The 26191-nt window shown below is 67.5% G+C and carries 25 protein-coding genes; 18 read left to right on the top strand and 7 right to left on the bottom strand.

Annotated elements, in window-relative coordinates; genetic code table 11:
- The first annotated feature begins 202 nt into the window (after nucleotides 1-202).
- The 13 genes from xdhC (at nucleotide 203) to ACSQ24_RS17890 (ending at nucleotide 12841) form a co-directional block, all read left to right on the top strand.
- The gene (gene xdhC / locus ACSQ24_RS17830) at nucleotides 203-1048 is read left to right on the top strand and encodes a xanthine dehydrogenase accessory protein XdhC (RefSeq protein ID WP_436095966.1); all 846 of its coding nucleotides are present in this window, start codon (nucleotides 203-205) and stop codon (nucleotides 1046-1048) included.
- A complete protein-coding gene (locus ACSQ24_RS17835) occupies nucleotides 1032-2591 on the top strand; it encodes an ABC transporter ATP-binding protein (RefSeq protein WP_436095967.1) in 1560 nt (519 codons plus the stop codon). Before xdhC ends, ACSQ24_RS17835 begins: the two co-directional genes overlap by 17 nt.
- Nucleotides 2584-3648 carry an ABC transporter permease gene (locus ACSQ24_RS17840; protein ID WP_436095968.1) on the top strand — a complete coding sequence of 355 codons (1065 nt, stop codon included), beginning with the start codon at nucleotides 2584-2586 and terminating at the stop codon, nucleotides 3646-3648. The genes ACSQ24_RS17835 and ACSQ24_RS17840 overlap by 8 nt, the downstream gene beginning before the upstream one ends.
- Before the next feature lie 190 nt (nucleotides 3649-3838).
- The gene (locus ACSQ24_RS17845; protein ID WP_436095969.1) at nucleotides 3839-4762 is read left to right on the top strand and encodes an ABC transporter permease; all 924 of its coding nucleotides are present in this window, start codon (nucleotides 3839-3841) and stop codon (nucleotides 4760-4762) included.
- 30 nt (nucleotides 4763-4792) lie between these two features.
- Complete coding sequence (locus tag ACSQ24_RS17850) at nucleotides 4793-5866, top strand: BMP family ABC transporter substrate-binding protein (RefSeq protein ID WP_436095970.1); 1074 nt, start codon at nucleotides 4793-4795, stop codon at nucleotides 5864-5866.
- A gap of 268 nt (nucleotides 5867-6134) precedes the next feature.
- The gene (locus ACSQ24_RS17855; RefSeq protein WP_436095971.1) at nucleotides 6135-7304 is read left to right on the top strand and encodes an ABC transporter substrate-binding protein; all 1170 of its coding nucleotides are present in this window, start codon (nucleotides 6135-6137) and stop codon (nucleotides 7302-7304) included.
- 188 nt (nucleotides 7305-7492) lie between these two features.
- Nucleotides 7493-8419, top strand: coding sequence for a branched-chain amino acid ABC transporter permease (locus ACSQ24_RS17860; RefSeq protein WP_436095972.1), 927 nt, complete (start codon nucleotides 7493-7495; stop codon nucleotides 8417-8419).
- Nucleotides 8416-9408, top strand: coding sequence for a branched-chain amino acid ABC transporter permease (locus tag ACSQ24_RS17865; RefSeq protein WP_436095973.1), 993 nt, complete (start codon nucleotides 8416-8418; stop codon nucleotides 9406-9408). Before ACSQ24_RS17860 ends, ACSQ24_RS17865 begins: the two co-directional genes overlap by 4 nt.
- On the top strand, nucleotides 9401-10150 hold the full coding sequence (locus ACSQ24_RS17870; protein WP_436095974.1) for an ABC transporter ATP-binding protein: 750 nt from the start codon (nucleotides 9401-9403) through the stop codon (nucleotides 10148-10150). Before ACSQ24_RS17865 ends, ACSQ24_RS17870 begins: the two co-directional genes overlap by 8 nt.
- A complete protein-coding gene (locus tag ACSQ24_RS17875; protein ID WP_436095975.1) occupies nucleotides 10151-10849 on the top strand; it encodes an ABC transporter ATP-binding protein in 699 nt (232 codons plus the stop codon).
- A gap of 13 nt (nucleotides 10850-10862) precedes the next feature.
- Nucleotides 10863-11321, top strand: coding sequence for a cupin domain-containing protein (locus tag ACSQ24_RS17880; RefSeq protein ID WP_436095976.1), 459 nt, complete (start codon nucleotides 10863-10865; stop codon nucleotides 11319-11321).
- Nucleotides 11322-11419: 98 nt separating this feature from the next.
- A complete protein-coding gene (locus ACSQ24_RS17885; protein ID WP_436095977.1) occupies nucleotides 11420-11800 on the top strand; it encodes a PilZ domain-containing protein in 381 nt (126 codons plus the stop codon).
- A 54-nt stretch (nucleotides 11801-11854) separates the two neighbouring features.
- Nucleotides 11855-12841 (top strand): glycerophosphodiester phosphodiesterase family protein, encoded by a 987-nt coding sequence (locus tag ACSQ24_RS17890; RefSeq protein ID WP_436097920.1) that lies wholly within the window; start codon nucleotides 11855-11857, stop codon nucleotides 12839-12841.
- A gap of 7 nt (nucleotides 12842-12848) precedes the next feature.
- Here the strand turns inward: ACSQ24_RS17890 and ACSQ24_RS17895 are convergent, their stop codons facing one another.
- Entirely contained in the window at nucleotides 12849-14090 is a 1242-nt protein-coding gene (locus ACSQ24_RS17895) for a flavin-dependent oxidoreductase (RefSeq protein ID WP_436095978.1), read from the bottom strand.
- Between the two features lie 279 nt (nucleotides 14091-14369).
- On the opposite strand from ACSQ24_RS17895, the gene ACSQ24_RS17900 reads away from it, so the two are divergent.
- The 3 genes from ACSQ24_RS17900 (at nucleotide 14370) to ACSQ24_RS17910 (ending at nucleotide 16619) form a co-directional block, all read left to right on the top strand.
- Nucleotides 14370-14642: an HU family DNA-binding protein gene (locus ACSQ24_RS17900; RefSeq protein ID WP_057190077.1), complete on the top strand. Its 273-nt coding sequence runs from the start codon at nucleotides 14370-14372 to the stop codon at nucleotides 14640-14642.
- Nucleotides 14643-14812: 170 nt separating this feature from the next.
- Nucleotides 14813-15988 (top strand): vWA domain-containing protein, encoded by a 1176-nt coding sequence (locus ACSQ24_RS17905; protein WP_436095979.1) that lies wholly within the window; start codon nucleotides 14813-14815, stop codon nucleotides 15986-15988.
- 34 nt (nucleotides 15989-16022) lie between these two features.
- Nucleotides 16023-16619: a hypothetical protein gene (locus ACSQ24_RS17910; RefSeq protein WP_436095980.1), complete on the top strand. Its 597-nt coding sequence runs from the start codon at nucleotides 16023-16025 to the stop codon at nucleotides 16617-16619.
- Nucleotides 16620-16644: 25 nt separating this feature from the next.
- Here ACSQ24_RS17910 and ACSQ24_RS17915 read toward each other — a convergent pair whose 3' ends face one another.
- The 3 genes from ACSQ24_RS17915 to ACSQ24_RS17925 form a co-directional block, all read right to left on the bottom strand.
- Nucleotides 16645-17109, bottom strand: coding sequence for a YidB family protein (locus ACSQ24_RS17915; protein WP_436095981.1), 465 nt, complete (start codon nucleotides 17107-17109; stop codon nucleotides 16645-16647).
- Nucleotides 17110-17153: 44 nt separating this feature from the next.
- Nucleotides 17154-17414, bottom strand: a complete 261-nt coding sequence (locus ACSQ24_RS17920; RefSeq protein WP_436095982.1) for a GlsB/YeaQ/YmgE family stress response membrane protein — start codon at nucleotides 17412-17414, stop codon at nucleotides 17154-17156.
- Between the two features lie 104 nt (nucleotides 17415-17518).
- Complete coding sequence (locus ACSQ24_RS17925) at nucleotides 17519-17941, bottom strand: universal stress protein (RefSeq protein ID WP_436095983.1); 423 nt, start codon at nucleotides 17939-17941, stop codon at nucleotides 17519-17521.
- 35 nt (nucleotides 17942-17976) lie between these two features.
- Between ACSQ24_RS17925 and ACSQ24_RS17930 the strand changes: the two genes are divergently transcribed.
- Nucleotides 17977-18216: a hypothetical protein gene (locus ACSQ24_RS17930; RefSeq protein WP_436095984.1), complete on the top strand. Its 240-nt coding sequence runs from the start codon at nucleotides 17977-17979 to the stop codon at nucleotides 18214-18216.
- Between the two features lie 20 nt (nucleotides 18217-18236).
- Here ACSQ24_RS17930 and ACSQ24_RS17935 read toward each other — a convergent pair whose 3' ends face one another.
- Complete coding sequence (locus ACSQ24_RS17935) at nucleotides 18237-18557, bottom strand: 2Fe-2S iron-sulfur cluster-binding protein (RefSeq protein WP_436095985.1); 321 nt, start codon at nucleotides 18555-18557, stop codon at nucleotides 18237-18239.
- 202 nt (nucleotides 18558-18759) lie between these two features.
- Nucleotides 18760-19095: an Hpt domain-containing protein gene (locus tag ACSQ24_RS17940; protein WP_436095986.1), complete on the bottom strand. Its 336-nt coding sequence runs from the start codon at nucleotides 19093-19095 to the stop codon at nucleotides 18760-18762.
- Nucleotides 19096-19357: 262 nt separating this feature from the next.
- On the opposite strand from ACSQ24_RS17940, the gene ACSQ24_RS17945 reads away from it, so the two are divergent.
- Nucleotides 19358-25537, top strand: a complete 6180-nt coding sequence (locus tag ACSQ24_RS17945) for a hypothetical protein (RefSeq protein ID WP_436095987.1) — start codon at nucleotides 19358-19360, stop codon at nucleotides 25535-25537.
- Nucleotides 25538-25649: 112 nt separating this feature from the next.
- Here ACSQ24_RS17945 and ACSQ24_RS17950 read toward each other — a convergent pair whose 3' ends face one another.
- Nucleotides 25650-26171 (bottom strand): ABC-type transport auxiliary lipoprotein family protein, encoded by a 522-nt coding sequence (locus ACSQ24_RS17950; protein WP_436095988.1) that lies wholly within the window; start codon nucleotides 26169-26171, stop codon nucleotides 25650-25652.
- Nucleotides 26172-26191 lie beyond the last annotated feature (20 nt).

The following is a 26191-nucleotide window of genomic DNA, read 5'->3' on the forward strand; positions in this document are numbered from 1 at the left end:
GCACAAGGCTGTTCGGCTGGGCTCCTCCCTTCCCCCTTGTGGGGAAGGGTATGGGGATGGGGGTGGTGCCGCTTGGTGAGCGGCAGCCTGTAACAGACTACCGGCCCTGCTCCCTGCGAAACCACCCCGACTTTACGACCCCCACCCCTGCCCCTCCCCACAAGGGGGAGGGGTTTCCCGCGCCCTTGCGGGTGGGGCAGCCATGACCCCCGCCGACTTCCTTGCTGCCAACCTCGCCGAGGGCGCCGTCATCGTCCGCATTGCGGAGGCGCAGGGTTCGACCCCGCGTGAGGCCGGCGCGACGATGATCGTCAGCGCCCGTGGCAGCGCCGGCACCATCGGCGGCGGCCAGCTCGAATTCCACTGCATCGATCTCGCCCGCATCCTGCTCGACAGCAGCGGGCCGCAGCAGCTGATCGATATCCCGCTCGGACCGCAGATGGGCCAGTGCTGCGGCGGGCGCGTCCGCGTGGCAATGGAGCCGGCGACGCCGGCCCACCTCGAAGCGCTGAAGCAGGACGAGGCGAAAGCGGCGGCCGAGCGCCCGCAAGTGCTGATCTTCGGCGCCGGTCATACCGGCAAGGCGCTGGCACGAAGCCTCGCCTTGCTGCCCCTCGCCGTCACCCTCATCGACGATCGGCCCAGCCAGTTCGACGAGGTGCCGGCGACCATCGCCTGCCTGCACCTCGACGATCCGGAGACCGCTCTGTCTGCAGCCCGGCCCGGCTCGGCCTTCATCGTCCTGACCCATAGCCACGCGCTCGACTATCGCCTGGCCGAAACGGCACTGCTGCGCGGCGATGCTGCCTATGTCGGCATGATCGGCTCGGCGACGAAGCGCGCCCGCTTCGAGGCGAGTTTCCGCCGCCGCCACCCCGGCAGCAAGGCGCCAGCCCAGCTCACCTGCCCAATCGGCGGATCGGGTGTGCATGACAAGCGCCCGGAGGTGATCGCCGCCTTGACGAGCGCCGAGCTGGTGCGTTGCTTGCTTGGCGAGAGAGCCACGAGACGCGCGAGGATACGAAACCGGCATGACGCAGCCGCCTGACCAGACGGCACCTTCGCGCCTGGCGCTCGCCCATGTCTCGAAGAGCTTTCCGGGCGTGAAGGCCAATCAGGACATCAGCCTTTCCGTCCGCCCCGGCGAGATCCATGCCCTGCTCGGCGAGAACGGCGCCGGCAAGTCGACTCTGGTCAAGATCATCTATGGCGTGCAGCGCGCCGACGAGGGGCAGATCAGCTTCGACGGCAGGCCGGTCGAGATCGCCTCGCCCAAGGCGGCGCGCAAGCTCGGCATCGGCATGGTCTTCCAACATTTCTCGCTGTTCGACGGTATGACCGTGCTGGAGAACATCGCGCTCGGGCTCGATGAGACGGTGCCGGCCGAGGAGCTGAAGGCGCGGATCAAGGCGATCCTCGACAGCTATTCGCTGCCGCTCGACCCGGACCGCGAGGTGCACACGCTCTCGGTCGGCGAGCGCCAGCGCATCGAGATCGTGCGCTGCCTTTTGCAGAAGCCGAAGCTGCTGATCATGGACGAGCCGACTTCGGTGCTGACGCCGCAGGAGGTCGAGCGCCTGTTCGAGACGCTGCGCCAGATCGCCAGCGAGGGCTGCTCGATCCTCTACATCAGCCACAAATTGCACGAGATCAAAGCGCTGTGCGAGGCCGCCACCATCCTGCGCGGCGGCAAGGTCGTCGCCACCTGCGATCCGCGGGTCGAGACGACCCGGCGCATGGCCGAGCTGATGATCGGCGCCGAGCTGAAGAGCATCCAGCGGCCAGCTAGCGACGGCAAGGCAGGCGTGGCGCGGCTCAGCGTCGACAAGCTCGACATGCCGGGCGCGCCGCCCTTCGGCACCAGCCTGAAGGGCATCTCGTTTTCCGCCCAGGCCGGCGAAATCCTCGGCATCGCCGGCGTCGCCGGGAACGGCCAGGCCGAGTTGCTGATGGCGCTCTCGGGCGAGCATCTCGCTGCCCAAGCCGGTGCGATCAGGCTCGACGGCCGGCCGATCGGCCTTGCGGATGCCGGCGCGCGCCGCGCCGCCGGGCTCGCCTGCGTACCCGAAGAGCGCAACGGCCATGCCGCCGTGCCCGACTTCACGCTGGCCGAGAATGTCGTGCTGACAGCACGGCACCGGCTGCCGCTGGCGCCATCGGGCCTGATCCGGCAAGGACCGGTCGAGGCTTATGCGAAGGACGTCATCGCCCGCTTCGACGTCCGCACCACGGGGTCGGCCGCGCTTGCCGGCTCGCTCTCCGGCGGCAACCTGCAGAAATTCATCATGGGCCGCGAGATCGGGCAAAGGCCAGATGTGCTCGTCGTGGCCCAGCCGACCTGGGGCGTCGATGCCGGCGCCGCCGCTGCAATCCGGCAAGCGCTCGTCGACCTCGCCGCGCAAGGCTCGGCGATCGTGATCATCTCGCAGGACCTCGACGAACTGCTCGAATTGTCCGACCGGCTCTGCGTGATCAATGAGGGCCGGCTGTCGGAGGCGCGTCCCGTCGCGGAGCTGAGGCTGGAAGAGATCGGCCTGATGATGGGCGGCGTCCACGGCGAGAGCCACCAGGTGGAGCCGGCGCATGCTTGAATGGCGGCGCCGGCGCGAGCCCAGCAAGGCGATGCTCTATCTGAGCCCGCTGATCGCGATCGGGCTCACCATGCTGACCGGCATGCTGGTCTTCGGTGCGATCGGCTATGACGGCCTGCGCGCGGTCACGGCGATCTTCATCACGCCGCTGATCGAGCCGCAGCGCTGGGCTGATCTCGGCGTCAAGGCGGCGCCATTGATCATGATCGCGCTAGGCCTCGCGATCGGTTTCCGCGCCAATGTCTGGAACATCGGCGCCGAGGGCCAGTACGTGATGGGGGCGATCGCCGGCACCGGCGTCGCGCTGCTGACCCATGACATGACCGGCTGGTGGATCCTGCCGGCAATGGCGCTCGGCGGCATTCTCGGCGGCGCGGCCTGGGCAGCGCTCCCTGCCCTGCTCAAGGTCCGCCTGCAGGTCAGCGAGATCCTGACCAGCCTGATGCTGACCTATGTCGCGGTGCAGTTCCTGTATTATCTCGTGCGCGGCCCGTGGAAGGACCCGGACGGCTTCAATTTCCCGCAGACGAAGATGTTCAGCGCCGACCAGACACTGCCGGCGATCGCGGAAGGCTCGCTCGTCCATGTCGGCGTGCCGCTGGCCGTCCTGCTCGCCCTTGTCGCCTGGTTCGTGCTGAGCAAGACCGTCGCTGGCTACGCCGTCCGCGTCGTTGGCCGCGCGCCGGCAGCGGCCCGCCATGGCGGCTTCGACGCCAACCGCGTCACCTGGGCCGTACTGCTTGCCGGGGGCGGCCTTGCCGGACTCGCCGGACTGCTCGAGGCGGCCGGTCCCTTCGGCCAGCTCACCCCGCAGTTCCCGGTCGGCTACGGCTTCACCGCGATCATCGTCGCCTTCCTCGGCCGACTCTCGCCTGTCGGCATCGTCTTCGGCGCGCTGGTACTCGCGGTGACCTATGTCGGCGGCGAGATCGCCCAGAGCACCGTGCGCCTGCCCTCGGCCGCCACCGGCATGTTCCAGGCGCTGCTGCTGTTCTTCCTGCTCGCGACCGACGTGCTGGTGCGCTGGCGGCTGGTGTTCAGAGTGAGGCCGGCATGAGCGAGTGGCCTGCAGCAATGCTCGGATCGCGCGACGCTCCCCCTCTCCCCTTGCGGGAGAGGGTTGGGGTGAGGGGTCGCGCGACGCTGATCGTTGCAGCCGCACACCAATCGGAAGTGTCAGCGCGCCCCCTCATCCGGCCGCTGCGCGGCCACCTTCTCCCGCAAGGGGAGAAGGGAAAAGTGGCGCCATGACCGCCGCCATCCTCGTCTCGATCTTCATGACGCTCGCCGCCGCGGCGACGCCGATCCTGCTGGCAGCGCTGGGCGAGCTCGTCACCGAGAAGGCCGGCGTCCTCAATCTCGGCGTCGAGGGCATGATGCTGTGCGGCGCGGTCGCGGGCTTTGCGGTCGCCTACTCGACCGGCAGCGTCCCGCTCGGGCTCATCGCCGCGACGCTGGCCGGCGTCGCGGCAGCGATGATCTTCGCGCTGCTGACGCTCGGCCTCGGCTCGAACCAGGTCGCGACGGGCCTCGCCCTGACGATCTTCGGCATCGGCGCCTCCTCGCTGATCGGCGCCGGCTTCGTCGGCCGCACGATTACGCGGCTCGGCCCGCTCTTTCCTGCCGATTATGCCGCGCATCCCTGGCTGCGCCTCGTCTTCGGCCATGACGCGATCGTCTATCTCTCGCTCGCGCTCGTCCTCATCGTCAGCCTCTTCCTGCGCCGGACGCGGGCCGGATTGATCCTGCGCGCCGTCGGCGAGAACGCCGATTCCGCCCATGCCATCGGCTACCGCGTGCTGGCGATTCGCACGGCTGCGACCGCCTTCGGCGGCGCGCTTGCCGGGCTCGGTGGAGCCTATTTCTCGCTGGCGCTGACGCCGATGTGGGCCGACAGGCTGACAGCCGGACGCGGCTGGATCGCGCTCGCGCTCGTCGTCTTCGCGGCCTGGAAGCCGGGCCGGCTCCTGGTCGGCGCCTATCTCTTCGGCGCGGTCGCGACCTTCGAATTGCAGGCCAAGGCGGCCGGCTGGAGCTTCATCGCGCCCGAGGTTCTGGCGATGACCCCCTACCTTGCGACGATTGTGGTTCTGACCATGATGTCGCTAGGACGGAGGACCGGCGGACGCGACGCGCCCGCCTGCCTCGGCAAGCCTTTCCCGGCGCAATAGCCGCCGCAACCGACAACGGGGAGCACCATCATGTCGACCATCATCACCCGCCGCACGCTTTTGGCCGGCGCCGCCGCAACCTCCATGCTGCCGCTCGCTGGCGCCCGGGCCCAGGCGCCATTCGGCGTCGGCTTCATCTATGTCGGCCCGGTCGGCGATCATGGCTGGAGCTGGACGCACGACCAGGGCCGCAAGGCGCTGGAGAAGGAATACGGCAACAAGATCAAGACCAGCTTCATCGAGAACGTCGCCGAGGGGCCGGACGCGGTCCGCGCTATCCGCCAGCTCGCCCAGGCAGGCGACCAGCTGATCTTCACCACGTCCTTCGGCTTCATGAACCCGACGATCCAGGTCGCCAAACAGTTCCCGAAGATCAAGTTCGAGCACGCCACCGGCTACCAGCGCGCCGAGAACGTCGCGACCTACAATGCCCGCTTCTACGAAGGCCGGGCTGTGATCGGCACGCTTGCCGGGCACATGTCGAAATCCGGCCAGGCCGGCTACATCGCCTCCTTCCCGATCCCGGAGGTGGTGATGGGTATCAACGCCTTCCATCTCGCCGCGAAGAAGGTGAACCCGAACTTCAAGACCAAGGTGATCTGGGCCTCGACCTGGTACGACCCGGCCAAGGAGGCCGACGCGGCCAAGGCCCTGATCGATCAGGGTTGCGACGTGATCAGCCAGCACACCGACAGCCCTGCCGCCCTGCAGGCGGCCGAGCAGCGCGGCGTTTATGCCTTCGGCCAGGCCTCCGACATGAAGGCCTTCGCGCCCAAGGCCCAGCTTTCGGCGATCGTCGACGACTGGTCGGGCTACTACGTCAAGCGCGTCAAGGAGGCGATGGACGGCAGCTGGAAGAGCGGCGACGTGTGGGGCGGCATCAAGGACGGCATGGTCAAGCTCGCGCCCTATAACGACGCGGTCACCCCGGCGGCGCGCGCCGCTGCGGACGAGCTCCAGAAGGGCATCGTCGCCGGCACGCTCCATCCCTTCACCGGCGAGCTCAAGGACCAGAAGGGCACGCTGCGCCTCAAGGCCGGCGAGACCGCCAGCGACGAGATGCTCTCGAAGATGGACTGGTACGTCGACGGCGTGCAGGCGTAAGGCTGGCAGTTAGGACGCGTCATGCTCGGGCTCGCCCCGAGCATCTCAGGCCGGAAGAGGCTCCTCTCAGTGCCTTCTTATCCAGAGATTCTCGGGTCTGCGCTTCGCTTCGCCCGAGAATGGCGCCATCCGACCACGCACAAAAATTACCGATCAGAACCCCTTGCAGATATTTTAAGCTTGAAACAATATGGCCGTGGCGCTGCGTGAAACGGGGATGGGGATCCCTTCGGCGGCGGCTTTCGCAGGTCCCGGGAGGACATCCGACATGACACTGAAATTCGCTTTGTCGCTCAGTGCCGGCGCGCTCGCGCTCGGGCTTGCCAGCGCGCAGGCGCAGGAGCCCTTGAAGATCGGCGTGGTCAGCGTGCTGACCGGGCCGGCGGCGGCGCTCGGCCAGCAGCTGCGCGACGGCTTCCAGCTCGCCGTCGACCAGAACGGTGGCAAGCTCGGCGGCGTACCGGTGCAGATCACCGTGATCGACGATGAGCTCAAGCCCGACGTCGCGGTCGGCAAGGTCCGCAGCTTCGTCGAGGGCGGCAAAGTCGACTTCGTCGTCGGCCCGGTGTTCTCGAACATCCTCGGAGCGATCGCCAAGCCGGTACTCGACTCCGGCGCCATCCTGATCAGCCCGAACGCCGGCCCGTCCACCATGGCCGGCAAGGCCTGTCACCAGAACTTCTTCGTGACCTCGTACCAGAACGACCAGGTCCATGAGGTGCTGGGCAAATACGCGCAGGACCAGAACTACAAGAAGGCCTACATCATCGCGCCGAACTACCAGGCGGGTAAGGACTCGCTCGCCGGCTTCAAGCGCTACTTCAAGGGCGAGATCCTCGACGAGGTCTATGTCCCGCTGACCTCGCTCGACTTCGCGGCAGAGCTCGCCAAGATCGCCTCGGCCAAGCCCGACGTGGTCTTCGCCTTCCTGCCCGGTGGCCTCGGCGTCAATTTCGTCAAGCAGTGGTCGCAGGCCGGCCTGACCGGCAAGGTACCCTTCCTCTCCGCCTTCACGGTCGACGAGTCGACACTGCCGGCGCAGCAGGACGCAGCGGTCGGCATGTTCGGTGGCATGACCTGGGCGCCCAACATGGACAACCCGCAGACGAAGAAGTTCGTCTCGGCCTATGAGGCAGCCTACAAGATCGTGCCCGGCTCCTATGCCCAGCAGGCCTTCGACGCAGCACAGTTGATCGACTCGGCGGTCAAGGCCGCTGGCGGCACCGCCGACAAGGACAAGCTGCGTGCCGCGATCAAGAAGGCCGATTTCACCTCGCTGCGCGGCAAGTTCAAGTTCAACACCAATGGCTACCCGATCCAGGACTTCTACCTGGTCAAGGTCGCCAAACGTGCCGACGGCAAGTTCCAGACCGAGATCGCCCAGAAGGTGTTCGAGGACTACGCCGACCCGCACGCGAAGGATTGCGCCCTCAAATAGGGCGGCCGAACCTCGGGAACCCCTCTCCCGGATGGGAGAGGGGCAGGGGTGAGGGACCGCCGCTGATAATTGGGACGCGACGGCACCGCTGCGCCTTCTGTGGATAGGGCAGGCCCTCACCCCTGCCCCTCTCCCACACGGGAGAGGGGTTCCCCGCGCCTTTTCCAACAGCCGATCGCGAACAACCGATGACCACCGGCCTCCTCATCGTCCAGACCCTGAACGGACTGCAGTTCGGCATCCTGCTGTTTTTGGTGGCTGCAGGGCTGACGCTGGTCTTCGGCGTGATGGACTTCATCAACCTGGCGCATGGCGTGCAGTACATGCTCGGCGCCTATCTGGCGGTGACCTTCGTCTCGCTGACCGGCAGCTTCGTATTGGGCTTGGTTCTCGCGTTGGCGGCGGCGCTGATCTTCGGCCTCGCACTCGAATTCCTGGTCTTCCGCCATCTCTATGAGCGCGACCATCTCGACCAGGTGCTGGCGACCTTCGGGCTGATCCTGCTGCTCAACCAGGGCGTCAAGATGGTCTGGGGCGCCGCGCCTCTCTCCGTGCCGTTGCCGGAGTTCCTGACCGGCAATGTCGCGCTGATGGAGGGCATCCTCTACCCGACCTATCGCTTCGCGCTGATCGGCGCCGGGCTTGGCGTCGGCGCCCTGCTCTGGTTCATCGTCGAGAAGACCCGCACCGGCATGCTGCTGCGCGCCGGCGCCTCGAACGCGCCGATGGTCTCGGCGCTCGGCGTCGACATCCGCAAGCTGTTCATGATCGTCTTCGCCTTCGGCACCATGCTGGCGGGCTTCGCCGGCGCGATGGCGGCACCGATCCTCTCGGTCGAGCCGGGCATGGGCGACACCGTGCTGATCCTCGCCTTCGTCGTCATCGTCATCGGCGGCATCGGCTCGATCCGCGGCGCCTTCGTCGCAGCCCTGATCGTCGGGCTGGTCGACACGCTCGGCCGCTCCTTCATGAACGACCTGCTGCGCCTGTTCATGAGCGCCCCCTCGGCGCGAGCAACCGGGGCGGCCCTGTCCTCGATGCTGATCTACCTCCTGATGGCGGTCGTGCTGTTCGTACGGCCCGAGGGCCTGCTGCCAGCACGGGGCAGGACATGAGCGCGACGCCGGCCATGGCCGAGGTCAGCAGCGTCGCGCCGCCGCGGGAGCGCAGCCGCGTCGTCCTGCCGGCCCTCCTCTTCCTGCTGCTGGCGCTGGCGCCGCTCGCCGTCTCAATCGGCATGCCTGCCGGCTGGCTGGCTTTGCTGACGCGGGCGCTGATCTTCGCCATCGCGGCGCTCTCGCTCGACCTCATCCTCGGCGTCGGCGGCCTGGTCTCCTTCGGCCATGCCGCCTTCCTCGGCATCGGCGCCTATGTCACCGGCATCATGATCACCGAGGGCCGAAGCGAGGCGCTCGTCATCCTGCCGGTGATCCTCGTGGCCTGCGCGCTCTTCGGCGCGATCACCGGCGCGGTCTGCCTGCGCACGCGCGGCGTCGCCTTCATCATGATCACCCTCGCCTTCGGCCAGATGGTCTATTTCCTGGCCCAGGCGCTCTCGGCCTATGGCGGCGACGACGGGCTGACGCTCTACGAGAAGAGCACGCTTCTCGGCTTCAACCCGTTCGCGAACCGGACCTCGTTCTATTATACGGTGCTCATCGCGCTCGGCGGCGCCTATCTCGTGGTGCGCGGCCTCGTTGCCTCGCGTTTCGGCCGGGTGCTCAGGGCAGCGCGGGAGAACCCGGTCCGCGTCAGCGTCACCGGCTTCGACGTCACCCGGGTGCGGCTCACCGCCTATATGATCAGCGGTATGCTGGCCGGGCTCTCCGGCTTCTTCCTCGCCAACCACACCGAATTCGTCAGCCCGGCCTTCATGTCCTGGCAGCGCTCGGGCGAGCTCATCTTCATGGCGGTGCTCGGCGGCGTCGGCTCGCTGCATGGTGCCATCATCGGCGCTGTCGCCTATCTGATCGCCGAGGATGCGCTGTCGCACCTGACCGAGCACTGGCGCGCAATCTTCGGGCCGCTGATCATCCTGTTCGTGCTGTTCACCCGCGGCGGCATCGTCGGAATGCTGCGCAAGCTGGGCTCGCGTCATGGCTGAGCCGGTCCTCGTCCTCGACGGTGTGCGCAAATCCTTCGGCGCGCTGAAGGTCACCGACGGCGTCAGCCTCGCCGTCGCGCCGGGCGAACTGCATGCACTGATCGGCCCGAACGGCGCGGGCAAGACGACGCTGGTCCACCAGATCTCCGGCATGCTGACACCCGATGCCGGCACGATCCGGTTCCGCGGCCAGGACGTGACCGCGTTCAATGCCGAGAAGCGCGCCCGCCACGGCCTGGCGCGAACCTTCCAGATCACCTCGACCATCGCCTCGCTCTCGGCGCTGGAGAATGTCGCCCTCGGCGTGCAGGCCAAGGCGACGCATCCGCTCTCCTTCTTCCGCAACGCCGCAAGCGACGAGCGCCTCAACCACCCTGCCCGCGCTGCGCTCGACGCGGTAGGATTGTCCGAGCGAGCTCATGTTTCCGCCGGCAGCCTGTCGCATGGCGAGAAGCGGGCGCTGGAGATCGCCATGGCGCTGGCGCTGGAGCCGGCGGCGATCCTGCTCGACGAGCCGCTCGCCGGCGTCGGCAAGGAGGAAGGCGAGCGGCTGATCGGCCTGCTCAAGAGCCTGAAGGGGCGCTACGCCATGCTGCTGGTCGAGCACGACATGGAGGCGGTGTTCGCGCTGGCCGACACGGTCAGCGTGCTGGTCTATGGCCGCGTCATCGCCTCGGGTGATCCCGCCACCGTCAGGGCCGATCCGGCCGTGCGCGAAGCCTATCTCGGCGAGGAGGGCTGAATGCTCACCGTCGAAAACCTCGATGCCGGCTATGGCGAGGCGCAGATCCTGTTCGGTGTCGATCTCGCAGTCGGCGCTGGCGAGGTCGTGACCCTGCTCGGGCGCAACGGCATGGGCAAGACCACGACGGTGCGCGCCATCATGGGGCTGATCCGGCCGCGCGCCGGCCGCGTCAGCTTCGGCGGCGTAGACCTCACCGGCAGCGCGCCGTTCCGGCTGGCGCAGGCCGGCATCGGCCTCGTCCCGGAGGGACGGCAGGTCTTCCCGACGCTCTCGGTCGAGGAGAACCTGATCGCCACCGCTGCCAGCCGTTTCGGCACGCCGCGCTGGACACTGGAGCGCGTCTACGCCTTCCTGCCCCGGCTGCAGGAGCGCAAGGCCAATCGCGGCAACCAGCTCTCCGGCGGCGAGCAGCAGATGCTGGCGATCGGCCGCGCCCTGATGACCAATCCCAAGCTCGTCATCCTCGACGAGGCGACCGAAGGGCTGGCGCCGATCATCCGGCAGGAGATCTGGTCCTGCCTGTCGGCGCTGAAAGCCGACGGCGAATCGATCCTGGTGATCGACAAGAACGTCGACGCACTCGCCAGGATCGCCGACCGGCATGTCGTGCTGGAGAAGGGCCGCGTCGCCTGGCGCGGCAGCAGCGACGATCTGCGCAGCGACAGCGCGGTCAAGGACCGCTTCCTGCATCTGTAGAGGGAAACTGATGATGAAACCGCTCACTGCCGGCGTGACCAAGGCCAATGAAGGGATCGACGCGATCTCCTGGAACATCCTCGGCCAGACCTATGTGCCGAAGATGCTGAGCGAGGACAGCTTCTCCTGGCACGCCACCTTCCCGCCCGGCACCTTCGTTCCGCCGCATATCCATCCGACCCAGGACGAGTTCATCTATATGCTCGAGGGCCGGCTCGACCTCGTGCTCGACGGCCAGGAATCGCATGCCCTGCCCGGCGACCTGATCAAGCTGCCGCGCAACATCCCGCATGGCCTGTTCAACAAGAGCGATGCCCCGGTGAAGTGCCTGTTCTGGGTCGCGCCTACAGGTCGGCTCTACGACCTGTTCTGGGCGATCCACTCAATGAAGGAGCAGAACCCGGCCGAGGTCGTCGCCCTCTCCGCGCGTTACGAGGTCGACTTCCTGCCGCCGCCGCCCGAAGGGGCCTGAGCGAGGCGCGGCCCAATTAAGGTTAAGGGAAGCTTACTGCTGCAACCACCAGCATTCCCGGGCATTGTTTCAACCTGAGCTAGAACAAGGCCAGGGTCATGCCCACCACGACCACTCTCACCGAACGCCGCCGTTCGGTCCGCAACCGGACCCTGATCGGCGGCAAGATCATCTTCAACCAACGCCAGTCGACGCTGGACTGCGTGGTCCGGAACCTTTCGGATGACGGGGCGCTGCTGGTCTTCCCGGACAGCGTCCCCCTGCCCGATCTGTTCGAGCTCTATGTCCCGCTGAGGCGCGAGAGCCGGATGGTGCGCAGCCGCTGGCGCGACAGCGAGCACATAGGCGTCACCTTCACCGCCGGCGCCCGGCAGAACGACGCGCCGATCCCGCTCGACCTAGTGCGACGCCTGCGCAAGCTCGAACAGGAAAACGCAACGCTCAAAGCGCGCATCGTCGAGCTAACGGAAGGCGCCTGAGTTCCGGCCGAATTTCGCCGGCTTTCGCCTCCGATATCGCGCCCTCTGCGAGGGATAGCGATGAAACGATTCTGGCTTGCCGTCGGCACTGTGGTCGCGGCCTTGGGCGTTACCGCCTTCGTGCAGAACACCTCGCTGCTGGCTCCGGCGGCAACGGAGCGTCCCGTCCTGCTGGCGCATCGTGGCCTGGCGCAGACCTACCCGTCCAGTGGCGTCACCGACACGACCTGTACGGCGAGCCGCATCAATCCGCCCGAACACCCCTATCTCGAGAACACCCTCGCCTCGATGGAGGCGGCCTTCACTGCGGGCGCGGACATCGTCGAGTTCGACATCCACCCGACCACCGATGGCCAGTTCGCCGTGATCCACGACTGGACGCTGGAATGCCGGACGAACGGAACGGGCGTCACCCGCGAGAAGACGCTGGCCGAGCTCAAGGCACTCGACATCGGTCATGGCTATACGGCGGACGGCGGCAAGACCTTTCCGTTCCGTGGCAACGGGGTCGGCCTGATGCCGTCGCTCGACGAGGTGCTGGCGCGCTTTCCGGACCGGCGCTTGCTGATCAACATCAAGAGCAACGATCCGCGCGAAGGTGAGGTGCTTGCCGAACGCCTGCTGAAGCTCCCTCCAGCGCAGCTCGCCTTGCTGATGGCTTATGGGGGCGACCGGCCGATCGCGACTCTGCGCGAGCGTATTCCGACCATGCGCACCATGTCCAAAGCGGCAGAAAAGCGCTGCCTGATCCACCATCTCGCGCTGGGCTGGGCCGGGCTGACCCCGCAATCCTGCGAACGGCAGCTGCTGCTGATCCCCTCCAACTACACGCGCTGGATCTGGGGCTGGCCGGCGCGGTTCACGGCGCGCATGCGCGCCGCCGGCAGCGAGGTCATCGTCGCTGGTCCGCTCGTCGGCGGTGACGGCTCGGCCGGAATCGACCGGGCCGAGGAACTCGCTGCCCTTGACCGGTCGATCCCGGGGATCTGGACCAACCGGATCGACCACATCGCGCCGCTGGTGCGGGCCGAACAGCGCTGAGGCGGCCTCAGCGTTTTGCCAGCTGCGCCGCCGAGAATCCGGCCTTGCCGGCATAGGCGTTCACGATCTGCTCGCGCTTGCCATAGGGCAGGACACGCTCGACATCGTCGAAGCCGTTGGGCGCCAGCGCCTCGACCGCGTCGATGACGCGTTCGGGTCCGCCGGCGCGGTTCATCGCGACGATCTCGGCGGTCGCCGGCAGGCGCTGCGCCTCATAGGCTGCGAGCGCGTGGCGCGGATGCTCGGCCTTGACCAGCAGGTCGGCGAGGCAGCGCGCATCGAGGATCGCCTGCGAGGCGCCGTTGGAGCCAACCGGATACATCGGGTGGGCAGCGTCGCCGAGCAGCGTCACCCGGCCGTGCGTCCAGCGCGGCAGCGGATCGCGGTCGCACATCGGATATTCCCAGAAGGTGCCGCTCGCCTTGATCAAAGCGAGGATATCGACGCCGGGGACAGTGAAGCGCCGGGCGAAAGGCAGCACATCTTCCAAGCGGCCGGCCTTCGACCAGGCCTCCTTCGGCGGCGGTTTCAAGGGATCGCCGGTGCGCACGTTGACGACCCAGTTGGTCAGGCGCGTTCCGGGCTTTTTGCCTGCGGCGATCGGATAGAGCACCAGCTTGCCGGCCATGCCGCCAGCGATGATCATGCTCTCGCCGTCGAGGAAGGCCGGCCAGTCGCAGGCGCCGCGCCACATCTGGACGCCGTTCCAGCGCGGTCCGCCCTGGTTCGGGAAGTACTGGGCTCGCACCGTCGAATGGATGCCGTCGGCGCCGATCAGGATATCGGCACGTGCCGTCTCGCCGGCCTCGCCAAGCTTGGCATCGGCGAAATGCGCGGTCACGCCACCCTCGTCCTGCAGGAAGCCCTGCAAACGCCGGCCGGTACGGATCGCGTCCGGGCCGAGGCGCTCGATCACGGCGTCGCGAATCACGCCCTGGAGCCGGCCGCGGTGGATCGAGAATTGCGGTACCGGCGCGCCGGCGTGGAGGCCACGCAGCTCGCGCCAGACGGTCTGGCCGAAGCGATTCATGTAGATCAGTTCGCGTGTGCGGATCGCCACAGCATCGAGCGCCGGCAGCAGGCCCAATTCGGCCAGTTCGCGAATGGCATGCGGCAACGTGTTGATGCCGACGCCGACCTCGCGGATCTCGCTCGCCTGCTCGTAGACGGTCGCGGCGATGCCACGCGCGTGGAGCATCAGGGCCAGTGACAGCCCCCCGATGCCGCCGCCGATGATGATGGCCTTCATACCCTGTTCCGCTCCCCTAAATTATTTCAAGCTTCAAATAATTCGGGGGAACTTGTCAATCGCTCCACAAAGCTGGTGAAAACCGCCCCAATTTCGCGGCTTTTGACAGGAACGAAGCCGATTACTGTGCGTATGTACGGTCGCTGCCGTCGTGTTCCGTCGGCAAGCGTGTCAAATGGCGGGCTCGTGCGCGATTGCGTCGATTCGCCGCGACGTGTCGGAACCCTCCGGGGCTCCGCACGGCGTCAATTTAAGCATCATTGGTCTCAGGAGGTTTTCATGACCAAGAACGAACTGATCGCCGCGATTGCGGATGAGACGGGCAAGACCAAGACCGATGTCTCGGCCATCCTCGGCTCGCTCGCCGGCGTCGTTGCCAAGACCCTGAAGTCCGGCGGCGACGTCACGCTCGGCGGTATCGGCAAGCTCGCCGCTTCCAAGCGCGAAGCCCGCGAGGCTCGCAATCCGTCGACCGGCGCGACGATCAAGGTTCCGGCCAAGACGGTCGTGAAGTTCAAGGTCACCAAGGACCTGGCCGACGCTGTCGCCTAAGCCTTGACGGACCAGAGCCGGATCCGATTAGATCGAATTCAATCTGATCGGATCCGGCTCTTAATTTTTGATGGTGCTATTCGACCGCTCAGCTCGCGTCGCACGCTGATCGGAACGGGCTCCAGACCGCAGCAGCTTGACCCCGATGCGCTGCTGGCCACAGTAGCGCGATGTTCCTTCGCCTCTTCACCGATCTGCGCGCCGCCAAGGTCCCGGTCACCTTGCGCGAGTATCTTGCGTTGCTCGAAGGCGTCGAGGCCGACCTCGCCGACTACCGCGTCGACGAGTTCTACTATCTCGCCCGCACCTGCCTGGTGAAGGACGAGCGTCACCTCGACCGCTTCGATCGCGTCTTTGCTGAAGTGTTCAAGGGCATGGAGACGCTCGGCGAGGCGTTCGAGCAAAGCGGCATCCCCGAAGAGTGGCTGCGCAAGCTCGCCGAGAAATTCCTCACCGACGAGGAGAAGGCCCAGATCGAGGCTCTCGGCTGGGACAAGCTGCTCGAGACGCTCAAAGCACGCCTCGCCGAGCAGAAGGGCCGCCATCAGGGCGGCTCGAAATGGATCGGCACCGCCGGCACCTCGCCCTATGGCGCTTATGGCTACAATCCCGAAGGCGTGCGCATCGGCCAGGACAAGAACCGCAATTTCCGCGCGGTGAAGGTCTGGGACAAGCGCGACTTCAAGGATTTCGACGACACGCGCGAGCTTGGCGTGCGAAACCTGCGCATCGCGCTGCGCCGCCTGCGCAAATTCGCCCGCACCGGCGCGGCCGAGGAGTTGGATCTCGACCAGACCATCACCGAGACGGCCAAGCACGGCTATCTCGACGTCAAGTTGCGACCGGAGCGGCACAACGCGGTCAAGGTGCTGCTCTTCCTCGATGTCGGCGGCTCGATGGACTGGCATATCGAGCTCGCCGAGGAGCTGTTCTCGGCGGCACGAGCCGAGTTCAAGCATTTCGAGCACTTCTACTTCCACAACTGCCCCTATGAGCGGGTCTGGAAGGAGAACCGCCGCCGCCACGACCAGGTGATCCCGACCTTCGACGTGCTGCGCACCTATCCGGCCGATTACCGGCTCGTCTTCGTCGGCGACGCCTCGATGAGCCCCTACGAGATCGCCATGCCCGGTGGCTCGGTCGAGCACTGGAACGAGGAGGCCGGCGAGGTCTGGATGCGGCGGCTCACCGAGCGCTTCGCGAAATCGGTCTGGCTCAACCCCGTGCAGCAGCATTTGTGGGGCTATACCCAGTCGATCCGGCAGATCGGCGGGCTCATGGGCGGGCGGATGTTCCCGCTGACGCTCGACGGTCTCGACGGCGCGATGAAGGCGCTGACGCGGTAGCTAAACAGCAGATGAGCCGATATGGCTCGTCACCATGCAACCCGACGACGACACACTCCTGCCCTCCTGGCGCCAGCGCCCGAAACCGATCGGCTTCGAGATCGCCTATCGGCTCAAGGGCGACGTGCTGGAGATCGATTCGACCCGCAAGGTCGATCAGGTCCGGCTTTCCGCCGTCGAGCAGGTGCGCTTCATCTATGCGCCGAGCAACGTCTCGTCGAAAGGGTTTCGGACCCGGCTCCGGCTGAGCGACGGTAAGACGATCACCTTCGGCAACCTGTCCTGGCGCTCGCTGACCGACATCGATCGCGACGATGCGCGCTACCACGCCTTCGTCACGGCCCTGTCAGCCGCGATCTCACGGGCCAATCCGAAGGTACGTTTCCTTGCCGGCAAGCCCTATTTGCTCTGGTTGGCGCTGGCGCTCGCCGGCGGTGGTGCGATGATCATGCTGACCTTTTTCAGCCTGCGCGCTTTTCAGCAGGGCGCGACCGCTGCTGCGGGCCTGGGAGTTGTGCTAGCGGCAGCCTCGTTCTGGCAGGTCTGGCCGATGATCAAGCTCAACCGGCCGCGGGACCTTGCGAGCGGCGAGGTCCCTGATGACCTCGTCCCGGGCCGCCCGCAGAGTTGATCGCGCCGGCGGCCAGGATGCCGGTTCAGGCGCCAGCGGTGCCGAGCCTACCCTCCGGCGTATAGCGGTCAACCGCTTCGGGAAGTTGTCGCGACAGGCGCGAAAGCAGTTCCTCTTTCGAGAGACCTGTCTGGCGGACCAGGGCATCGATGACCTCGGGACCGATGGCGGTTTCGAGCTCCTGGGGCGCGACGTCGTGATTTGGCCCCTGACGAACCCAGGAATCGGCCTTATCGGCCTGGCCGGACTGTTTGAAACGATCGAGAAGCTCGCCCAGCCCGCCATTCAGCAGACCGCCGATCCCGCCGCCTCCGAGCACGCCGCCCAGGATACCGCCCGCCTCGGGAGGCATGTCGGACGATGGTGCAGCCGCAGTGCCCGGCTCTTTGGCGCGCCCGAGCCACTCTGCGATCTTGTCCCGGTTCTGATAGCCGGCGATGGCCAACAGCCCGAGGAGGGCCGTCATGGACGGCAAGCGGTTCTCACTCATGAAATATCTCCTGGCGGGTTGGAAGCTAGCCTGACTGAGCGTGCCTAGGCGGTGTTTCCGCGCTTCGACAGAAACGCCCACACCATCAGGACGATGATCGCACCGACGATGGCCCCGATGATACCCGCGCCCTCCCCCGGCGCGTACCAGCCGAGCGCCTGCCCGAGATAGGACGCCACGAACGCTCCGACGATTCCGAGGATCGTGGTCAACACAAATCCCGAGGGCTCATTTGGCCCCGGAATCAGGAACTTGGCGACGACTCCCGCGACGAAGCCGACGATAATCGTCCAAAGAATGCTCACGATGTCCTCCCGAGTTGCAGCGCAGGACTTCAACTGCCGCGACGCCGGGAGGTTCCCGATTTTCGGAAGCGGCTGACTTGGCGAGCTATGCCGCGCCCCCAGGGCTACCGGACCACCAGCACCGAGCATTTCGCGCGCCGCACGATGGTCGAGGCGTTCGAGCCGATCACATAGGCCAGAAAGCCGGGCTCGTGCGAGCCGATGACGATCAGGTCGGCGCCACTGGCGTCAGCCTCGGCCAGCACCTCGCCATGGACGGACCCGACCAGGACCTTGGCCGAGACACGCTCGGCTGGCAGGTTCACCTTGGCGGCGATCTCGGCGAGCTTGGCCTCGGACTCCGCCTGCTGACCGGCGTCGAAGTCGGCCGGCACGAACTCCATATAGGTGATCGGCACCAGCGAGCGGACATAGACCAGCCTGATGGTGCCGTCCGATTGAGCGGCGAACGACTCAGCCGCAGCGATGGCGGGACCTGCCAATTCGGCCTCGGCGAGATCGACCGGAACCAGAATCGATTTGTACATCGCACCCTCCTCCGGCGTGGCCCGCCCGGCCGGACATGGACGAACGATCGGAACCGACGCCTTCCTACTATGTCGGAGCGCACTCCCCAAAGGGAAGAGCGTCGCGTCGTCGCGAGCTGATTCCGACGCGATCATCGCGCGAGGAGCGCTTCGGCTACGATGGCGTCTTCTTCACGCTCGTCCTGGCGCAGCGCACCTATTTCCAGAAGATCGCCGACCCCGCCGAAGGTCATGAGACGACGCTCGTCGCTCGGGCTGCGGCGCCGGTGGAGTAGAAGACCAAACTGTCGGGAGCTCAGCCCTGGCGGGCCGGCGTGCGCACGACGAGGCCGTCGAGCTCGTCACGCACTCGGATCTGGCAGGACAGGCGCGAATTCGGGCGGACGTCGAAGGCGAAATCCAGCATGTCCTCTTCCATCGGCTCGGCATGGCCGGCCTTCTCGGTCCAGGCCTCGTCGACATAGACATGGCAGGTGGCGCAGGCGCAGGCTCCGCCGCATTCCGCCTCGATGCCCGGCACGCCGTTGCGCACCGCGACCTCCATCACGGTCGAACCCGCCTCGCCCTCGACCGTGCGGCTGGTACCCTGGGCGTCGATGTAAGTGATCTTCGGCATCGTGAACTCCGGCGCGCCTTGCGGCGGCTGCGCGGCTGGCGCGGTCGGGAGGAACCGGCCGGGCTTCCTGGCGGCGCCGCGGGCAGGTTCGCAAGAGGAATGTCGCCCACTGGCGCGAGCCTGCGAGCAGTTCGTCTCTAGAGGATTTCGAAGCCAGGTGAAACGGCGATATCGGCCGGATCGCGCCCTCGCCTCCGCGGCGTCAGGCCGCGCAGTCGAGCCGGGAGATCACCGCTCGCGCCTCGGCCGCCGCCAGCGTCAGGGCGTCCAGCGCATCCTCACGCGGGGACGTGCCAGCCTGGCCGAGCTGCTGCTCGATCCGGTCGGCGGCTTCGGCCACCTGCCAGGCGCCGATCGCACGGGCGGCCCCTTTCAGGGTGTGGGCGGCATCGCGGCGGATATTCGCGTCACCGCCATGGATGGCGCGCAAGTGGCGGGCGCATTGCTGCGCGAAGAGCGTCAGCAGCTCGCGCTCCAACTCGGCATCGCCGCCGGTCTGGCGGGACAGATGCACGAGGTCGATGGCAGTCTGGGGCATGGGGAACTCGGGTCCGGCTCTAAGCTGCGGAACTCGCGCAGCCTTCTGACCTCTGATGAAGCGCCTTTATGGTGAATGAGGCGTTAACGACGTTTGTGAATCAGACGGTCAAACGGGTTTCAATCCCTGCTTGCCTCAACTACCCTTCAAGACAGTAAACGATGGGCGTCGTGTCGCTTGACGGATCCGGCTGGAGGCTGCCGGTTCCTGATCTGCGGCGGACATCACCGCCCGTCGCAAGTAGCGTAGCGAGGCGGCATTCATGACCCGGCAGAACAAGCTCCAGGATCCGACCGAAGCAGCAATGTCGGCGATCGAGGAGGCGCTGAGGCTCGACCCGTCGAAGACCGAAGGGCTGGCCTCTGCCGAGCCAAAGCTACCGTCGACGGGCGAGAACGAGCTCAAGATCGATCTGCCGCGCGTCGAAAGCGCCCCCGTATTGCCAGCGGCCGCCGAAACCGCATCAGAAGCGCCAATCGCCCCGCCCCGGCCCGCCATCGCGCCCGATACCAGCCGCGTCGCCAATGACGACCGCCGGGATTCCTCTTCGCTCGTCCAGGCCTTCGCCGTCCGCCCCTCCGGCAGGCCCTATTGGCTCGCAGTCCTGGCCACCCTCGTCTGGCTCGGCGGCGTCGGTTTCACGCTCGTCAGCCGCTATGGCTCGTTCACCGAGGGCCTGCCGGCCGGCATGGCCGCCTGGGGCCCCGGGCAATGGGCGCTGCTCGCCTTCGGCGCCGGCACGCCCGTGGTCTTCTTCTTCGTACTGGCGGCGCTCTATCGCCGGACGCAGGAGATGCGGCTGGTCTCGCGCGCGATGACAGAAGTCGCACTGCGCCTGGCCGAGCCCGAGGTGGTGGCGACGGATTCCGTCCTGTCGCTCAGCCAGACCATCCGCCGCGAGGTCGCCGCCATGGGCGACGGCATCGAACGCGCAGTCGCACGTGCCGGCGAACTCGAGACCATCGTGCGCGGCGAGATCGCCACGCTCGAGCGCGCCTATGCCGACAACGAGATCCGGCTGCGCTCGCTCATCGACGAATTGGTGAATCAGCGCGAATCCGTCGTCGGCAACGCCGAGCGGGTGAAATTCGCGATCAGCGGCGCGCATGAGAGCATCTCCAAGGATCTCGAAACTGCCAGCCGCTCGATCGCGGACGCCGTCGCCGAAGCGGGCGAGCGCGTCACCTCGCGCCTGACCGACAAGGGCGACCAGATCACGCTCGCGCTCGGCCATGCCGGCGAGCGCATGGTCGACGAGATCAGCGGCCGCGGCAGCGATCTGGTCGAGCGCCTGCAATCGACTTCACATGATGTCAGCGAGCGCATGACGAATGCGAGCCAGTCGGTGACCGCCTTGCTCGACAACCGCGCCCAGGAGATCGCAGGCTCGCTGGAGCGCACCGGTGCCGTACTCACCGAGGGCCTGACCGCCGGCGCCCGCGACGTCACCCGCGCCATCAGCGAGACCGGCGCCCAGGTCGTCGAGTCGCTGGCGAGCCGCGCCGAGACCGTCAACGACACGCTCCGCGCCACCGGCGATACACTCGCCCAGGAGATTTCGCAGCGCGGCGCCACCGTCGCCGAGCGCTTCGAGCAGAGCGGGCGCACGCTGGTCGAGCTGTTCGACGAGCAGAGCGGCAGCCTGAGCCGCCGCCTCACGGAGACCGGCGAGACGCTGCGCAACACGATCAGCAGCGAGGGCGAAAGCGTCACCACCCGCCTCGCCGAAGTCGGTCGCGGCGTGCACATGCTGCTCGGCAAGCAGAACGAGCTTGTCGTCAGCCGCATCCAGGAAGCCGGCGACACCGTTCATGGCCTCATCGCCAGCCAGGGCGAGACGCTGGTCGAGAAGCTCTCGGGCACGGTCCAGACCGTCGACGCCTTGCTGAGCGAAAAGACCGATTCGATCGTCCTGCGCTTCGACGAAGCCGGCAAGGGCCTGCACAGCCTGATCGGCGAGCGCGGCGAGGAGCTGACCGCGCGGATTTCCGCCGTCGGCGCGACCGTGCACAGCCTGTTCTCCGAGGAGGCGAGCAGCCTGGTCACGCGACTCTCCGACGTCGGCCACGAGGTGCGCAGCACGATCGGCGAGCAGGGCGACCATCTGGTCGGCCGTCTCTCCGAGACAGGGCAGCGCCTGCAGGAGGCAATCAGCGAGCGCGGCGACGGGCTGGTGCTGCGCATGGCCGAGATCGGCCAGAGCGTCGAGCACGCGATCGGCGAGCGCGCCGACAGCATCGTTGCGCGTGTGTCGGATGCCGGCCGCAGCGTCGAGACCGTGATCGGCGAGCGCGGCGACAGCCTCGTCGCCAGATTGTCCGACAGCACCGAGGAGATTCACCGGACGCTCGGCGACCGGGCCGAGGGCATCGTCGCCCGCGTCGCCCATGCCGGCCGCGACGTCGAAGCCGCGATCGGCGAGCGCGGCGACGGGCTCATCGCCCGGCTGTCGGAAGTGGCACGCGAGGTCCACGCCACAATCGGCGAGCGCGGCGACAGCCTGGTCGCGCGCCTGTCGGATGTCGGCACCGAGGTCCACACCGCGATCGGCAGCCAGCGCGAGACTCTGGTGGCGCAGCTCACCGATGCCGGGGCCAGCGTGCGCAGCCTGCTCAGCGCCGAGGGCGAAGCCCTCAGCGGCCGCGTCATCGCGACCGGCCAGGACATGCAGGAGCTGCTCTCCGGCCAGAGCCAGGCCCTGGTCACTCGCGTCGCCGATGTTGGCCGCTCGGTCCACGGCCTGCTGGCCGAGCGCGGCAATGCGCTGATCGACCGGCTGGCGGAAGCGAGCGGGACCGCGCATCAGCGGCTCGATGAGACCGGCGAGGCGCTCGCCGCCAAGATCCTGGCCGCGAGCGAGACGGCGAAATCCGTCATCGACAACCAGCACACCGGTTTCATCGCCCGCCTCGGGCAGGCAGGAGACGAGGTCGGCGCCCTGCTCGGCACCCAGCGCGACGCGATCATTGCCGGCCTCACCGCGACCGGCCGCGAGGTCCACGGGCTCATCGGTGAGCAGAGCCAGATGCTGGCCAGCCGCCTCGACGAGGCGACCAAGGCCCTGTCCAACGCCATCAATGTCGATGGCCGCGAGATCGCCGACCGCGTCGCCGAAGCAGCGACCGCGCTGAGCGGCACCTTCACGACCGAGGCGGAGCGGGCCAGCAGCCTGCTCGCCGCAACCGGCAAGGACGTGGTCATCGCGCTGACCCAGCAGGGCGGGCGCGTCAACCAGGCACTCGCCGCCAACGCCGAGTCGCTGCTGCGCTCGGTCGATGCGCGCTCGCAGGCACTCAACGAGTCGCTCGCCAGCAAGCACGACTCGCTGAACCGCCTCTTCGATGTCCAGGGCCGCGAGATCGAGGCCACGATCGGCGCCCGCCTCGGCGCCTTCGAGGAGATCATCGTCACCCGCGGCGGCACGCTGGCGGCCAAGCTCGGCAACGACGCCCGCTCCTTCACCGATTCGGTGACGCTGCGCCTCGGCCAGGTCGAGAAGCTGCTCGGCGAGGAAGGCCAGGCGCTGGCCGAGCGGATCGGCGAGCGCTCGCAGCACGCTGCCGAGACCATGATGGCGCGCACGCAGGAAGCGGCCGCTGCCATGGAGACCCAGATCAAGACCTTCGAGGAACGTTCCAGCGCCAAGAGCGCCGAGATCGCGACCTCGCTCGACGGGCTCATCGTCCGCATCGACGGCAATCTCGGCGCACGCGCCAACGCCCTCAACGAGGCGCTGGTCGAGCGCACGGTCGACATCGCCCGGGTCATGGCCGAGGGCGGGCGCGAGGTCACCCGCGCGCTCACCGCCAAGGCCGACGAGATCGGCGAGATCGTCACCACGAAGAGCGAGGCGTTGACGCGCACGCTCGCCGACAAGGCCGACAGCATCAATGCGACGCTCGGCGGGCGCGCCCTGCAGATCGCCGACACGCTCGACCAGAGCGTGGCGCGGTTCGAGGAACGTGTCGTCAACCGGCTCGACACCGTCTCCGGCACGCTCGACGCGCGCGGCACCCAGATCGCGCAGACGCTGCAGGGCACCGCAGATTCGATCGCCGGCTCGCTCGGCGACCGGACCGAAGAACTGCGAGCCCTGTTCGACGGCAAGGGCACCAGCCTGATCACCCTGCTCGACGAGCGCGGCAACCAGATCGTCCAGACGCTGCAAGGCACCTCGGAATCGATTGCGGGCTCGCTCAGCGCCCGGACGGAAGAGCTGCGCGCTTTGTTCGAGGACAAGGGTTCCGGCCTGGTCAGCCTGCTCGACCAGCAGGGCAATCAGATCGTCCGGACACTGCAGGAGAAGTCGGACGGGATCGCAGCCGCGCTATCCGAGCGCTCGGACGAGCTGCGCGCAGTCTTCGACGAGCGCGGCGGCGGCATCCTCAACGCGCTCGGCCACCGCGGCAGCCAGATCGCCCAGATCCTGCAGGAGCGGTCGGACGGCATCGCCACCGCCCTCTCCGGGCGGACGGAGGAGTTGCGCGCCCTGTTCGACGAGCGCGGCGGCGACATCCTGAACGTGCTGGACCAGCAGAGCCGGCACCTCGCCCGGACGCTGACGGAACAGTCGGAAGGGATGAACTCCTCGCTGACCGCACGGACCGAGGAAATCCGTGCACTGTTCGACGAACGCGGCAACGGCGTGATCGACGCGCTCGGCCAGAAGGGCGCCGCCCTCGCTGGCCAGTTCGCGAGCATCGGCGAGGCCCTGGTCAAGAACATCGAAAACCGTGGCGGCTCCGTGGTCGCCAGCCTGCGCGAGCGCGGCACCGAGATGAGCCAGGCGCTCGACCTCGCCTCGGGCGCCCTGCGCGAGACGATCGAGAGCGGGACCAACCAGTCGGTCGAGGCGCTGCTCAAGACCAATGAGCAGCTGCGCAGCGAGCTCGGCAGCATGCTGGGCCGCCTCGGCGAGGCGAACAAGCTGATGCAGCAGATCGTCACTGGCGCGAACAAGAACCTCGCGGCGGTCGAAGGCAGCCTCTCGGGCCGCGTCGAGGAGCTGCAGAACGTGCTCTCGACGGTGGTGCAGGAGACCAACCGCACCTCGGAGCAGGTCGCGAGCCAGATCGCGACGCTGAAGGGCTATTCGGAAGGCACGCTGCGCGACACCGTGGCGCTGATCTCCCGAATCGACGAGCAGGGCTCGACGATGACCGAGACCTCGCAGGCCAATGCCGCGGCGCTCAACGCCGTCGCGCAGCGGCTGGAGCAGGTCGAGGCCCGCGTCGGCAATGTCCTGGCCGACCGCAAGGAAGCGCTGGAGCACCTGCATGGGCTGATCGCGACGCGCACCGACGACATCGAGCAGATCACCCGCTCCTTCTCGTCGGCGCTCGACGATTCGCTCAGCAATGCGGAGATGCGCACCCGCCAGCTCAGCACGGTGCTCGGCGATGCGGCCGAGTCGACCAACAGCGCCATCGCCCAGCAATTCGACTCGATCCGTGCCGCCAGCGGCCGCGAGCGCGAGGCGACGGCACAGGCGCTGCGGGCGGCCTATGAAGAGGTGGTGAACGAGGTTTCCGGCGAGTTCGCCAAGGTCACGGAGCGCTTCCAGAGCGCCGCCGAGGACATGCGGTCGATGTCGGCGGAGATCCATCGCGAGCTCGAGACGACCCGCACGGAGCTCAAGAAGGGCGTGCTCGAGCTGCCGCGCGAGACGCAGGAGTCGACCGCCGCCATGCGCCGCGTCGTCGCCGACCAGATCAAGGCGCTCAACGAGCTGACCGAGATCGTCTCGCGCTCCGGCCGCAGCAGCGACGTCGCACGCCCGAACGGCGAGCGGCGGGCGGTCGCCTATCAGCAGCCAATGCCCGCGGCCAGTGCCTCGGTCGCCGTGCAGAGCGCGCCGGTGCTGACCGAGCCGCTGCGCGCTTCGATCGACCCGACGCCGGAACCAGCCCGGGCCGAACCGCAGGCGCAGGTCCAGGTGCGCCCTGCCCCCGAGCCTGTGCGGCCCGAGACTCAGCGCGCCGAGCCGGCGCGACGGCCCGCCACCGAGCCGACCCCGGCCAAGTCGGGCTGGCTCTCGGACCTGCTGAGCCGCGCCTCGCGCGACGACAGGGCGCCCGAGGCCTCCAAGCCGACGGCGCACAGCATCGAGAAACTCGATTCGCTCTCGGTCGACATCGCCCGGATGATCGACCACGACGCCGCCGTCGAGCTCTGGGAGCGCTACAAGCGGGGCGAGCGCAACGTCTTCACCCGCCGGCTCTACACGCTGCAGGGCCAGCAGACTTTCGACGAGATCCGCCGCAAATACCGCCGCGACGCCGAGTTCAAGGAGACGGTCGACCGCTATATCGAGGAGTTCGAGCGCCTGCTCGGCGAAGCCGCCAAGGACGATCGCGACTCGATGGTGGCGAAGACCTACCTGACCTCGGAGACCGGCAAGGTCTACACCATGCTGGCCCATGCCAGCGGGCGGTTCGAGTAGAATCGCCAAGCCGAATGCAAAAGGAAAGGCCGCCTCGGGGCGGCCTTTTCTTTTGGCGTAGGCCGCGAGCGATTTACCCTCGACGCATCACCGCCCGGACTTGTTCCCTCCGTCACGCCCAGCGGACGATCTGGATCAGCACCTGCGACAGCGCCTGGTCGAGCGCCTGCGCCGCCCCTGCCCCGTCGACGGCGCTGGCCGGCACGCGGGCGGAAAAGACGCGGGCGCGCTGGACCTTGCCAGTGCGGTCGCCGATCAGTTTGGCAGTGATCTCGACCACGGCCTGGCCGCTGGCGGCGTCGATGTTGAAGGCGCGGATATCGGTGTTGAGCTGGAGGTCGGGGACGATACGCTCGCCCGGCCGGCCGACAGTGGCGATGCGGCTGCCATTCTCGAAGGTCTGGATCAGGCGCGTCTGCACCAGATTGGGCACCCGGTCGGCCCATTGCGCGCCGCCGAGGAAAGAGAGCGCGCCACTCGAATCCTTGACGATCAGCCGGTCGGCATCGAGCGCCTGCACCGTGGTCGGCTGAGCGACGATCAGCACCCCGCCCGAGCCGCGGGCGCGGCCGAAATCGCGCGGCGCCGAGAGATCATAGGTGGTCGGGGCCGCCCCGCCGCTGCAACCAGCCAAGAACAACGATCCTGCGGCCG

It is taken from the genome of Allobosea sp. LjRoot237, from assembly GCF_964253285.1.
Taxonomy (GTDB): Bacteria; Pseudomonadota; Alphaproteobacteria; order Rhizobiales; family Beijerinckiaceae; genus Allobosea.

Excerpts from the sequence above, each read along its gene's own strand:
- xdhC (WP_436095966.1), top strand. The coding sequence starts at position 203 with ATGACCCCCGCCGACTTCCTTGCTGCCAACCTCGCCGAGGGCGCCGTC.
- ACSQ24_RS17835 (WP_436095967.1), top strand. The coding sequence starts at position 1,032 with ATGACGCAGCCGCCTGACCAGACGGCACCTTCGCGCCTGGCGCTCGCC.
- ACSQ24_RS17840 (WP_436095968.1), top strand. The coding sequence starts at position 2,584 with ATGCTTGAATGGCGGCGCCGGCGCGAGCCCAGCAAGGCGATGCTCTAT.
- ACSQ24_RS17845 (WP_436095969.1), top strand. The coding sequence starts at position 3,839 with ATGACCGCCGCCATCCTCGTCTCGATCTTCATGACGCTCGCCGCCGCG.
- ACSQ24_RS17850 (WP_436095970.1), top strand. The coding sequence starts at position 4,793 with ATGTCGACCATCATCACCCGCCGCACGCTTTTGGCCGGCGCCGCCGCA.
- ACSQ24_RS17855 (WP_436095971.1), top strand. The coding sequence starts at position 6,135 with ATGACACTGAAATTCGCTTTGTCGCTCAGTGCCGGCGCGCTCGCGCTC.
- ACSQ24_RS17860 (WP_436095972.1), top strand. The coding sequence starts at position 7,493 with ATGACCACCGGCCTCCTCATCGTCCAGACCCTGAACGGACTGCAGTTC.
- ACSQ24_RS17865 (WP_436095973.1), top strand. The coding sequence starts at position 8,416 with ATGAGCGCGACGCCGGCCATGGCCGAGGTCAGCAGCGTCGCGCCGCCG.
- ACSQ24_RS17870 (WP_436095974.1), top strand. The coding sequence starts at position 9,401 with ATGGCTGAGCCGGTCCTCGTCCTCGACGGTGTGCGCAAATCCTTCGGC.
- ACSQ24_RS17875 (WP_436095975.1), top strand. The coding sequence starts at position 10,151 with ATGCTCACCGTCGAAAACCTCGATGCCGGCTATGGCGAGGCGCAGATC.
- ACSQ24_RS17880 (WP_436095976.1), top strand. The coding sequence starts at position 10,863 with ATGAAACCGCTCACTGCCGGCGTGACCAAGGCCAATGAAGGGATCGAC.
- ACSQ24_RS17885 (WP_436095977.1), top strand. The coding sequence starts at position 11,420 with ATGCCCACCACGACCACTCTCACCGAACGCCGCCGTTCGGTCCGCAAC.
- ACSQ24_RS17895 (WP_436095978.1), bottom strand. The coding sequence starts at position 14,090 with ATGAAGGCCATCATCATCGGCGGCGGCATCGGGGGGCTGTCACTGGCC.
- ACSQ24_RS17900 (WP_057190077.1), top strand. The coding sequence starts at position 14,370 with ATGACCAAGAACGAACTGATCGCCGCGATTGCGGATGAGACGGGCAAG.
- ACSQ24_RS17905 (WP_436095979.1), top strand. The coding sequence starts at position 14,813 with ATGTTCCTTCGCCTCTTCACCGATCTGCGCGCCGCCAAGGTCCCGGTC.
- ACSQ24_RS17910 (WP_436095980.1), top strand. The coding sequence starts at position 16,023 with ATGCAACCCGACGACGACACACTCCTGCCCTCCTGGCGCCAGCGCCCG.
- ACSQ24_RS17915 (WP_436095981.1), bottom strand. The coding sequence starts at position 17,109 with ATGAGTGAGAACCGCTTGCCGTCCATGACGGCCCTCCTCGGGCTGTTG.
- ACSQ24_RS17925 (WP_436095983.1), bottom strand. The coding sequence starts at position 17,941 with ATGTACAAATCGATTCTGGTTCCGGTCGATCTCGCCGAGGCCGAATTG.
- ACSQ24_RS17930 (WP_436095984.1), top strand. The coding sequence starts at position 17,977 with ATGGACGAACGATCGGAACCGACGCCTTCCTACTATGTCGGAGCGCAC.
- ACSQ24_RS17935 (WP_436095985.1), bottom strand. The coding sequence starts at position 18,557 with ATGCCGAAGATCACTTACATCGACGCCCAGGGTACCAGCCGCACGGTC.
- ACSQ24_RS17940 (WP_436095986.1), bottom strand. The coding sequence starts at position 19,095 with ATGCCCCAGACTGCCATCGACCTCGTGCATCTGTCCCGCCAGACCGGC.
- ACSQ24_RS17945 (WP_436095987.1), top strand. The coding sequence starts at position 19,358 with ATGACCCGGCAGAACAAGCTCCAGGATCCGACCGAAGCAGCAATGTCG.